The 11,596-nt window shown below is 43.3% G+C and carries 11 protein-coding genes and 1 tRNA gene; all 12 read right to left on the reverse strand.

Going from position 1 to position 11,596, the window contains the following annotated elements; genetic code table 11:
- Positions 1 to 81: 81 nt before the first annotated feature.
- Positions 82 to 615 carry a helix-turn-helix domain-containing protein gene (locus K1X84_15670; protein ID MBX7153066.1) on the reverse strand — a complete coding sequence of 178 codons (534 nt, stop codon included), beginning with the start codon at positions 613 to 615 and terminating at the stop codon, positions 82 to 84.
- Between the two features lie 131 nt (positions 616 to 746).
- Positions 747 to 821, reverse strand: a tRNA-Pro gene (locus K1X84_15675).
- A gap of 64 nt (positions 822 to 885) precedes the next feature.
- On the reverse strand, positions 886 to 2,238 hold the full coding sequence (gene lat / locus K1X84_15680; protein MBX7153067.1) for an L-lysine 6-transaminase: 1,353 nt from the start codon (positions 2,236 to 2,238) through the stop codon (positions 886 to 888).
- Positions 2,239 to 2,431: 193 nt separating this feature from the next.
- Complete coding sequence (locus tag K1X84_15685; GenBank protein MBX7153068.1) at positions 2,432 to 3,919, reverse strand: aldehyde dehydrogenase family protein; 1,488 nt, start codon at positions 3,917 to 3,919, stop codon at positions 2,432 to 2,434.
- 159 nt (positions 3,920 to 4,078) lie between these two features.
- A complete protein-coding gene (locus tag K1X84_15690) occupies positions 4,079 to 4,273 on the reverse strand; it encodes a hypothetical protein (GenBank protein ID MBX7153069.1) in 195 nt (64 codons plus the stop codon).
- A 24-nt stretch (positions 4,274 to 4,297) separates the two neighbouring features.
- Positions 4,298 to 4,996: a hypothetical protein gene (locus tag K1X84_15695; GenBank protein ID MBX7153070.1), complete on the reverse strand. Its 699-nt coding sequence runs from the start codon at positions 4,994 to 4,996 to the stop codon at positions 4,298 to 4,300.
- 28 nt (positions 4,997 to 5,024) lie between these two features.
- The gene (locus K1X84_15700; protein ID MBX7153071.1) at positions 5,025 to 5,996 is read right to left on the reverse strand and encodes a hypothetical protein; all 972 of its coding nucleotides are present in this window, start codon (positions 5,994 to 5,996) and stop codon (positions 5,025 to 5,027) included.
- 106 nt (positions 5,997 to 6,102) lie between these two features.
- Positions 6,103 to 7,080, reverse strand: a complete 978-nt coding sequence (locus tag K1X84_15705) for an alpha-ketoacid dehydrogenase subunit beta (protein ID MBX7153072.1) — start codon at positions 7,078 to 7,080, stop codon at positions 6,103 to 6,105.
- Positions 7,081 to 7,166: 86 nt separating this feature from the next.
- A complete protein-coding gene (locus K1X84_15710) occupies positions 7,167 to 7,532 on the reverse strand; it encodes a VOC family protein (protein ID MBX7153073.1) in 366 nt (121 codons plus the stop codon).
- Between the two features lie 34 nt (positions 7,533 to 7,566).
- Entirely contained in the window at positions 7,567 to 9,243 is a 1,677-nt protein-coding gene (locus K1X84_15715) for an alkaline phosphatase family protein (protein MBX7153074.1), read from the reverse strand.
- Positions 9,240 to 10,778, reverse strand: coding sequence for a DUF4301 family protein (locus tag K1X84_15720; protein ID MBX7153075.1), 1,539 nt, complete (start codon positions 10,776 to 10,778; stop codon positions 9,240 to 9,242). The genes K1X84_15715 and K1X84_15720 overlap by 4 nt, the downstream gene beginning before the upstream one ends.
- 95 nt (positions 10,779 to 10,873) lie before the next feature.
- On the reverse strand, positions 10,874 to 11,596 hold a 723-nt coding region (locus tag K1X84_15725), incomplete at its 5' end, for a thiamine pyrophosphate-dependent dehydrogenase E1 component subunit alpha (protein MBX7153076.1).

Raw genomic sequence — 11,596 nt, forward strand, 5'->3', positions numbered from 1 at the left:
GGTCGCCTTTGATGTATCCGGATGAGAAGATCATTGATGATATCAGGGCAATGATGAGAAAATAAACTTATAAAATTAGGCTTATACATCCTTCCAATTATCGTGCCTTTTGATCCGCGTAATTTGCATTTCACTGATTTTGAATTTTTTGGCAATTTTTTTCTGTTTAATGCCTTCACTCAGCAATTTACGGATCGAACGAACATCCGCTTTTGAAATTTTGCTGTTAAATGCATTACTGCCGCGAAATGCATTATAAACTTTTTTATATTTTTTTTCATTGCGCCGAAATACTTCCGCGTGCGTTGCCCATTTAAGATTTTTATAGTGATTATTTTTTTTGTTCCAATCGATATGAACAACGGCACTTTTATTTTTATTGTCTTTCGGAACGAAATACTGAGCCACTAATTTATGAACGTAAACGTTGTGCCGTTTATCATCGATTCGCATATCGATACATTGATATCCTCCGACAATTTTGCCAGTCAGGAACTTTCCTTCCTTTTTGTGATTAAAACTCTTCACACGACCAAAATTACTAATCTCGTATTTATCGTCAGTCTCTTTAACTTTTTTCCAAATTTCTCCCCGCAGTTGCAGTGGTGTTTTCATGGAAAGAACTGAATTTGTTGTGTGGAATGCTAAAATAAGTTCAGTATAAATTCTTTTATTGTCAAGCAGCAATTCGCTCGATTACATTACAAAAAAAAACCGGCAAGTGATTTTACTTGCCGGATACTTCGTCGGGGTGAGGGGATTTGAACTCCTGACATCCTGCTCCCAAAGCAGGCGCGCTAACCGGGCTGCGCTACACCCCGATGATTTATTTTTTTAAGCGCGGTAATATAGAAATTGAAACGGCGTTTGTCAAGTTAATACTAATTAGCCACGGATTTGCTTCATCGTACGATTCAGAATCTCGGCCGCCTCATCAATTTCCGATGCAGTGACATTGAGCGCAGGACGGAGACGAATGCTTTTTTCACCGCATTTTAAGATCAGCAATCCGTTTTCTTTAGTTTTTGAAAAAACCTGATCGCGTAGAGCTTCAGTCGGCAAATCAAAAGCACACATCAACCCGGCGCCACGGACATTGGAAATTAAACTCGAATCTTTCTGCAATTCATGTAAACGACGGAGAATCAATTCGCCTTGTTTTTTAGCATTGTCCACGAGTTTTTCTTCATGGATAATTTTCAAGTACCACGTTGACCGGTACATATCGGTCAGATTTCCGCCCCAGGTGGAATTGATCCGGCTGGGTTTTTCAAACACGTTATCACGAACCTCTTCGACCCGTTTGCCTGCCAGAATACCGCATATTTGCATTTTCTTGCCGAAGGAAATGATATCCGGTTTGACTCCGATTCCTTGATGTGCCCAAAAATTACCGGTAAGACCGGCACCCGTTTGAACCTCATCGTAAATAAAAAGCATTTCGTTCTCATCACATAACTGTCGCAATGCCTTATGAAATTCAACTCTAAAATGATTGTCACCGCCTTCAGCCTGAATCGGTTCAATGATCAACGCGGCGATCTGGTTTTTATATTTTTTTAACTGATCTTTCAGAAAAGCCATGCATTCATCTTCGCGACGTTTCACATCGTTTACATTAGTTTCATTAAGAGGAAAAACGATTTTCGGATTAGGCGCTTTGATCCAGTCGAATTTCGGAAAATACTGAACTTTGTGGCGGTAATGTGTATTCGTCATAGTCATCGTATAACCGCTGCGGCCGTGAAAAGCTTCTTTGAAATAAATGACTTTCATCGAATTGACGTATTTTTCTTCTTCGTCTATCGATGAAAAACCACTTGGAAATTGTTTGCGCACCTTCCAGTCGAAGGCAGTTTTTATCGTATTTTCTACAGCCAACGCACCGCCGGAAATCAAAAACAAATGCGGTAAATATTCGGGAATTCCAACCTGGCTGAATGTGGCTACAAATTCGGCCATGATGGTTGTGTAAATATCAGAATTGGAAGGGTTGTTCGTTGCGGCTTCAATCAGACCTTCACGAAATTCGGCTGATTGCATCGCCGGATGATTCATACCTACTGGCGAAGAACCGAAAAAAGAAAAAAGATCAAGATAGGTTTTGCCGGTAATGGAATCGATAATTCTGGACCCACGGCTTTTTTTTGTGTCCAAAACGAAATCATAGCCGTCAACCAACATATGTTTTTTTAGAGTCGCGTGAACACTGGCAGGATTGACATGAATATTTAACATGACATTCTCCTTGGATAAACGTGTAAGAGTTATCGTTTATTAAAAGGAGATACTTCTCAAACCCTCCATTCCGGTTTGAGGAGGCATCGACGGCGCCCGATCAAGACAACTTGTTGTGCGCGCCAGTCACGAAAGCACTCTGCAAGCAAGCTCAGAGTGCTTTCCACGCCAATGTCAGTTAAAAAATTCATAATTAATAATTGTCGATTTGCGCACGTTGTAATTTGTCGCTATAGTCGACGTAAACCGTTTTTAATTCACTGAAAAATTCATACACCGGCCACCCGCCTTCCCGGTGCCCGTTACCGGTTTCTTTCACGCCTCCGAACGGCAAATGTGCTTCCGCGCCGATCGTCGGGGCATTGATATACGTGATTCCGGCTTTAATATCGCGAATGGCTTTAAACGAGTGATTGATATTACGGGTGTACAACGATGAGGAGAGTCCGTAAACCGTATCGTTCAAAACCGTGATAGCTTCGTCCAGATCTTTTATTTTAACGACGGACAAAACTGGTCCGAAAATTTCTTCCTGTTCGATCCGCATGCCCGGTTTAACGCCTGCGAAAATCGTCGGTTGATGGAACCAGCCTTTTTTCCAATCGCCGTCGGTAAGCCGTTTACCGCCGCATACAAGTTTTGCACCTTCCGACATTCCGATTTTCACATATTCTTCTACGGTGTTCAATTGACCTTCATTCACACAAGGTCCAACTTCGATTCCTTTTTCCAGCCCGTTGCCGATACGTAATTTTTCAGTTCGTTTGACGAGCATGTCGAGAAATTGATCGTGAATTTTTTCATGTAGAATAAGCCGGCTGGTTGCCGTACAGCGTTGGCCAGTCGTTCCGAAAGCACCCCACAGGACGCCGTCAAGCGCCAATTCCAGATTAGCATCATCCATCACTATCTGTGCGTTTTTACCGCCAAGTTCGAGCGATACGCGTTTGAGCGTTTTACCGCAAGCCGATGCAATGGTTTTGCCAACGCCGGATGAACCGGTAAAACTGATCAGTTCCACATCCGGGTGTTCGACAATTTTCATTCCGACCGAACTTCCGCCACCGTGTACGATATTGATTACGCCGGCCGGTACGCCCGCTTCGATCAATATTTCGACCAGATTGCTTGCGGTGTGCGGTGTATCCGACGCCGGCTTGAACACGATACAATTACCGCAGGCCAATGCCGGAAATATTTTCCATGTCGGTATAGCCATTGGAAAATTCCAAGGCGTTACAATACCCGCAACCCCGATCGGCGTACGAATCGCCATGGCAAATTTATTAGGTAATTCCGAAGGAACCGTGTGACTAAATAAACGCCGGCATTCACTCGCGGCATAATAGGCCGTGTCGATGCCTTCCTGAACATCACCACGAGTTTCGGCTAAAACTTTTCCCATCTCGCGTGTCATATCTTGTGCCAGCGCTTCTTTGCGTTCATTCATCAGATCGCCGACTTTTCTGAGAATATCGCCTCGTTTCGGAGCCGGCATCAATCGCCATGCATCCCACGCTTTCTTAGCCGCCGCAACCGCCTGATTGACATCTTCCGCGTTTGATTTAGGAAATAAACCTATTATTTCTTCCCAATTTGCAGGATTACGATTTTCAAAAGTTTCCCCGCTTAAAGCGTCTTGCCATTTTCCACTGATACAATTTTGAAATTTCCGTGCCATAGTAGTACTCCTCGCATTTAAATGTGGCGGGCAAATGTAAAAAAATAATCTGCGAAAGTCAACCGCGTGTAAGAAGTTTTAAGAGGCGATGAATCGGCGGCAATAGCCCGATTTTCGGGCTTCTTCAGGGGAGGAGTAGTTGCAGAACTAAAAAGAGAATTACAAATTCCGATCAATGCGTTGCCTTAAACTGTCACTTTGCATGGCTTTGCGCGCAATTAATCCGAACAGTGCCACAACACTACCGATAACAATACCTAGGATGCTGATACCCCCAAAAACACTCGAGGCAAGAATAATGATGCCAAGAATGATCCACACCCAATACAATTTCACAAACCATAAAACAAACATAAAAATATCCTTTAAATTTGTTCCCTAATTACGACGGATAGGATCGTTTGAATCGCTTCGGCTTTCCAGAACGAAAGTATTATTATTTAAAGTATAGACATACGTACGTTGGATAATATCGCCTCCCTCTTCGTCAGCTGCATAAATCACTTCGTCAACACGTAATTTATAGATGTCATTATTTTTAGCTTTGAGCAGTAAGAAATTACATGAACTGACAAATCCGCCTTCTGTCTGATATACAAAAAGGCTTTCAAATTTATCGCTATTCTGCGGCACAAAGCGGTAAATTTTACAATACTGTTTATATTGAGAATCTTGTAATACCGAAAAAATTTCCGAACGTCCATCGTTATTAACATCGATGATACGAAAATCGTGAATACCTCCGCCCAAACTTCTATTCAGAATACGACAATGCCAGCGATTGTTTTCCCAATAGTACCCCATAACCACATAAATGCTTTCTCCTGAAATATCCCCGGCCACAATCATTTCATCCACGCCATCTTTGTCTAAATCGACCGAAAAGCCCTGATATACCGAGAAATGAAGCTCGTCAATGGGGGTTGTGATATGTTCAGGAAAATGTTCGACTGCGTCAAGATAAGCATCTTTCAAAAAGTCCTTTTCTTCAGGAACGCCGTCGAAATTTTCAGCATAGCTTTGGCCAAGCCATACAACGGTCAAAAGCAACATCAGTTGCAATTCACGTAGTTTCATTGGATAGGGTTATTTTATTGAAATACGTCTATTTATTAACACGCAAGGTTACACGATATTCGCCGGTATTCGTCGCATAAAAGGCATAATCGGTGATTGACAAATACAAAACGCCGTTATCTTGGGCGATATTGTTATATTTTGCGCCGATGAGAAACGGCAAACCGCTTTCACCGATACGACCGATCAAAGCGCCGTAAGGCATACCGTCACTTCCATAACCATCCGTAGCACTACCCGGAGGCGTGAACGATTTGGCCCAGTATGCAAGCCACACAGAACCATTGGCGCGAATACTCAATCGATCGCCTCTTTTAATTTTGATTTTAGTATTCAGATAACCTTTTCCGTCCGGATTAGATGTAATATATTGATTGGCCATAACGGAAAAGCTTTTTATCGTTTCTTGTCCTTCAACGCTTTGAATAGTAATGGAATGAATATATTTCCGTGCGATTTTTAATACGCCGAAATTGGTACGCAAGGTAATTTCACTTTGATTGAATGTCCCGTCCATTTGTGAATCATCATTCAGGACAATACGATCCGTTTCGCGGTATTCCATATCACCGGCGGCAGACATAATCTGTTGGAGAATCTGAGTCAACCGGTCGTTCGTTCCGTACACATCCGATTCTTTCACAGCCTGGTCGTCGAGATATTTGTGAATATACCCGACGGCATCAATACCGAGTTCAAGTATCGCTTCTTCAGCTTTGTCCGACACGGATTTACTGTCACTGCCGAGATCGGCAATGAGTTGAGAAACCCGCGCTTTTAATTCGTCGTTACGGCCGCTGCTAAGAAAAATGGTTGAAATCTCAGAAACCGGAATCTTTAACGTTCCGTATTTTGTTACAAACGAAACATCACTAAAATCTGTTTCCCCGACAAATTTGCTTTGATCTTTAAGATGTACTTCGACTTGAACTTTCTTCTGAGCGGAAAGCGGCCACGTAAAGGTGGAGAAAATTAATAAGTACAATAATTTTTTTTGCATAAATCGACGCCTTAATTAAGGTATTGGCATTAAATTAATTTAAAGATTAACTTAGATAGCCTAAAAAAATTTCCAAATTAATTCCACTGCCCGAATTGGTAGTTCTCTAAAACGCTGCCAGTTCCCGCATCATTTTCAGCATTTTTTCTTTATTGGGAAGGAAGTGCGCTTCCAGCGGCGGGCTATATGGTACCGGCGTATCTAAAGCTGCCAAACGTTTGACCGGACCATCCAGATGTTCGAAAGCGTTTTCCGTAATGAAAGCAGCAATATCTCCGCCCACACCTCCGGTCAAAGTCGCCTCGTGCGCGACAATGGCTTTGTTAGTTTTTTTGACCGACTGCAAGATCAATTCTTTATCGTACGGCAAAATGCTGCGCAAGTCCAGCACTTCTACGCTCACACCGTCGTCTTTTTGAATTTGTTCTGCCGCCTCTAATGCCCAATGCACGGCCGAACTGTAGGCAATGACGGTAATGTCTTTTCCTTCACGCTTGATTTCGCCTTTGCCGATAGGAACGATATAGTCATCTTCCGGTACTTCGCCTTTGATGCGACGGTACAGATATTTGTGTTCAAAAAACAACACGGGATTATTATCACGAATTGCCGCTTTGATCAAGCCTTTGGCGTCATACGGCGTGGAAGGTGATACGATTTTGAGACCGGGAACATGAAAAAACCAGGCTTCAGGATTTTGCGAGTGAAAAGGACCGCCGTGAACGCCTCCGCCCGAAGGACACCGCACTACCATCGGCACGGCTTCGCCCCACCGGTAGTGTAACTTAGCGGCTTGATTCACCAACTGATTGAAGCCACAAGAGATGAAATCGGCAAATTGCATCTCTGCAACTGGTCTAAGTCCCATCAACGCCGATCCGACACATACACCGATAATGCCGGCTTCGGAGATCGGAGTGTCCATTACTCGATCACCGCCGAATTCATCAATAAAGCCTTTCGTTACTTTAAAAGCACCGCCGTAAACGCCGATGTCTTCTCCGATCAAGTAGACATTAGAATCGCGGAGCATTTCCTCGCGCAATCCCATCGAAATTGCTTCCAAATACGTAACCGTCGCCATTCCGTCCTCAGTTTGACGTTGATGTTAAGTCGTAGAAATGCTGTCCGAAGATTGTATGTTCCGGACAGCAAACAGGTAAGTTCGTTTTATTGTTCCAAAAGCAGCAGTTGATGTCCGTCCGGATCCACAATGGTCGCCACTTGGCCAAATTCCACGTCCGTCACATCCTGTGTGAATTTAACGTTTTTGGATTTCAAAGTGCCAACCGTTTTTTCCAGATCTTCTACTTCGAATTGAATCAGAACGCCGTTTTTCTTGTGGTCTTTAGGATGATCGCTTTTTTCTCCCCCTTTTTCAATCGTCAGGATGGCACCGTCAGTATTAAACTGAGCAAAGCCATCTTCCTGGTATGTAACTTCCAATCCTAAGCCGTCCCGGTAAAATGCCAAAGACCGGTCGAAATCCGATACATACACACAAACATACTTAATATTCGTTATCATTCCTGCCATTGCTTAGGACTCCTTTTAGATTGTTGAATTGGGTCTATCGAATAACTTCATTAAGCACTCTTCCGTCCGACGCATTCGGTTGCTCGATCTTCAAAATCGCCGCCAGCGTGGGTGCAATATCTGCCGGAGAACAACGTTGATAATACGTTCCTTGTTTGATCCAATTGATGCCGGTCAGAATCATCGGTACGTGATTGTCGTACGATTGCGGCTCTCCGTGATCGGTCCCCTTACCGATCCAACTCCAAATACAGTATGGATCCAGAACTAAAAATAAATCGCCTGTTCGTCCGCTATAATAATTTTTGAAAACTGCCCGTGAAATGGCATCATCCGGTATCCGCCCCTCGCTGAGTTGCTGTGAGGTATAAATGCGATCGATACCTTTGACGTTGTTTTTCAAAAACGTGCTAATATACTCTTCTGCGGCATTTTTATCAATCTTTTTTTCGGCTAATGCCGCATCATTGAAATATAAATTTGCTTCTTCAATAATCTCAACATAACGTTTTTCTCGGATCAGGCGGCCGAATTTTTTAATCATTTCTGTTTCGGCAATTTGTCTAACCGTATCCGGAATCAGACGATAGGCTTCAATCCGCCGCGAGGACATGATTTCCGGGATCGGCGGCACTCCGTGATCCGAAGTCAAGACAAACAAAATATTTTGCAGTCCTACTTCCTGGTCCAAAAATTTAAACAATTCCGCCAGATAGCGGTCTGTTCTGACGGTAATATCCATAACCTCCCGGCTCATAGGTCCGAACATGTGTCCGATTTTGTCATTCGCAGAAAAACTTACGCACAAAATATCTGTAACGGCATCGTCGCCCAAGTTCTCGCGTATTATTAATTCTTTAGCCATATCCAAAAGCGCTTCGCTTGCAAAAGGCGAACGAATTAAAGCTTCATAATAATTTCTGTCTTTTTTATCGTTTTCCGAACCTATGGTGTGTGGAAATGTTTCTCCGATACCCGCTTTAACATCGTAATACTGTTCAAATTTTTTATCAATTTTCGGATACTCATCCGGCGGTAATATCATTTCCCACTTCGCTCCCTTCCATTTATCCAAAGGTTTGGAAGCTTGATATGTTTTCATCCATTCTGGATAATCGTTCATATAGTAAGAACTCGTCACAATCCTTCCTATTTTTTCATCCATCCAATAAACTCCGTCAGCCATTTTACCGGACATGAGAATCGCAGAGCGGTCTTTATTGCTTATACCAAAAACTTTGGCACGCCCGTCCGTATGAAGTTTCAATTGATCCGCCAGATTGGTTCCTGAAAATTTTCTTGGTGACCGGCCGTCGGTTTTGCCATACTCTTTAACGCCCAAAATCGGCGACAGCGTGTCCTCGACGCCATATACTTTACGCCGTAATGTACGATCATACCAGTCATTGGCAATAATGCCATGCCGGTACGGATACGTTCCGCTCATCATGGTGGCGTGTCCAACCGCAGTTTCATTGGTGGCGTGCTCGTAGTGGCTTTCGGTAAAATTAGCGCCCCGTGAGAGAAGATAATTAAAACCATCCGGGCCGAAATACGGTGCAAAACGCGTGAGATAATCATATCGAAATTGATCGATGCTAATAAATACAATCAAGCGTGGCGGCATCGATTTCTGATCCTGCGTCGGTGCACACCCTGAATACAGAAAAAAAATCGTAAGGACAATAAATCCGCTCTTAAAAAAACTCATGTCGTCTCCTGCTGAGGTTGATGCTCTGGGCGAAGCAAATCCAGCAATGTCTTGACCGGATTAAACGTTATAGCCGGCACTTCCACGAAAATCGTATTCCACTCCGCCATTCCCCCATTCCATAACCCTGGTAATTCAAGAGCTTTTAAAGTCATACCGTCTTTCGATTTGATTGAAATCAGACCGGCCTCAGGATCGGCAAATTGTTGTAAAGGAAATAAACTGCCTTTATAGTTGCGCACACCGCACACCAGATCAACCGGATTGAAAAACTTCGATGATTGAAAAACAGTTTTCTGTTGCGAAATTTTCATGTCAACCTGTGTGCTTTCGACAATTTGTAATGAACTTGCGCCATCAGTTTTTTTAACTCTGAAAGGACCGCCGCCGGGCTCACCTTCATTTTTGACCATGCCGCATACGCGCAAAGGTCGATTCAGCATAGTCTGGATGAAATTTTTTTTCCTGTCAAACGACCATTGACCAAAATCAGGCGGAATAAAAACTGATAACTCTACTTGAAGAAAACGGATCATTTCCCGAATTGCAGATTCTGACGGAATACCGCTATCGAGAAGGGTCAGATATAAGAAAGCACGTTTTTGGGTCTTAATCAAGTATCCGGCTAAAAGTTTTTTATAAACGATCGTCGTTTCTTTCAGATAATCCGGAACTATATTATCGATATTTTTGATAAACACAATGTCGCCGTCCAATTCTTCCAAATTCTGCAGCAAAGCACCGTGACCGGATGGACGAAAAATCAGCTTTCCTTCTTTATCCCGCAACGGTCGATTATTTTGGTCAACAGCAATGGTATCGGTCGACGGTTTTTGAAACGAAAAGCTGATATCGAACAATACATTTTCTTTTTCATAACGCCTCAATACACGGGACAATAAAAGATTGATCGCTTCTTCATGATTCGGCGATATAGTAAAATGAATCGAGGCGACATTTTCTCGGTCCTGAACGTACTTGACCGCCTCAACGAGATGTTCTTCAAGAGCAGTGCGAGTGTGATCATCATAACGATGAAACGGCAGCAATGCTTTAGGTGAATATGCGTAATTTAAGCCGGGTTCATACAACAAATGTTTAAGAAGTATCTGGTAATCGCCGCTTTCAAGCAATTTTGCAGATGAATAACCATGTTCTGTTAATTTTTTTTCGAAATCTTCAAAAAAAGCGAAATGTTTTAAGTGATCGATAATGTGCAGCAAATCGCGATACATGGAATCGGATGCCAATGCTTCGATGTCGCGGCGATGTATTGACTGATGACGATGGTACAAAGTCATCGGCACGTCGAACATTCTGGACGCTGCTCCGGACGCTGGAACGAATTTAGTCAAACGTCCTTCGGCTGATGCCGCTGCATGCAATGCCATCAGTTCGTCAAATTCCGATTCGGCAATATGGGTGATCCCGTTACCAATTGAACACGCTTGATCCAGTTGCACATAAGGAATGCCTTTTTCAAACAGATGCAATTGCCTTATTACGGTTTCCTCAGAAATTCCGCTGTTGTTCATCTGGCGTATGTCATCGGGAGTAAACACGAATCCGCTTACCGTTTTTTATAGTTGGTCGATGTGCTTAGAAAATTGAAAATGAGAACCTTAATTACTTACTCAGCATAAACACCGGTGACGCCGTCGTCAAAATTGGGAAATGGCGCGCTGAGCGCAAATTCTTCCGCTTCTTCCATTTCTTTTGCAACGCGCGCTTTGATAGCTTCATTTTCTTTTGGAGTTATCACGCGATGATCCAATAAATATTTTTCGCAGCGAATGATCGGATCCTTTTTCTGCCATTCTGCAAATTGTTCTTTCGGAACATAAAAAGCATCGTCGTGTTCGGCGTGCCCTTTCATACGCATAGTTTTCGATTCGATTAAAATCGGCCCTTTGCCGGCGCGAGCTTTTTCGATCGCGTATTTGCTGACGCGAAAAACTTCCATCACATCGTTGCCATCCATGACAATAGCTTCCATACCGTACGCTTTACCTTTGACAGCCAAATCCGGCGTTAAATTCTGATGCGCCGTCGGGGTGGAATAAGCCCAATTGTTATTTTCAATAATACAAACAAACGGAAGTTTCCAGACGGCAGCCATATTCATACCTTCATGAAATTCCGCAGTCGATGTTCCGCCATCGCCGATATAGGTCAAGGCCACGCGTGCTTGCTTTTTGATTTTGAAAGCCAGCGCACACCCGGCTAAATTGATCACCAGGCTGCCAAGATGTGAAATGGGCGCAAACACTCCAAGTTCAAGACTGCCTAAATGTGAATTGCCGTCCCGTCCCTGCGTCGGTGTCGTAGAACGGCCGACAAAATTGGATAAAAA

The sequence above is a fragment of the bacterium genome, assembly GCA_019695335.1.
Classification (GTDB): domain Bacteria; phylum CLD3; class CLD3; order SB21; family SB21; genus JABWBZ01.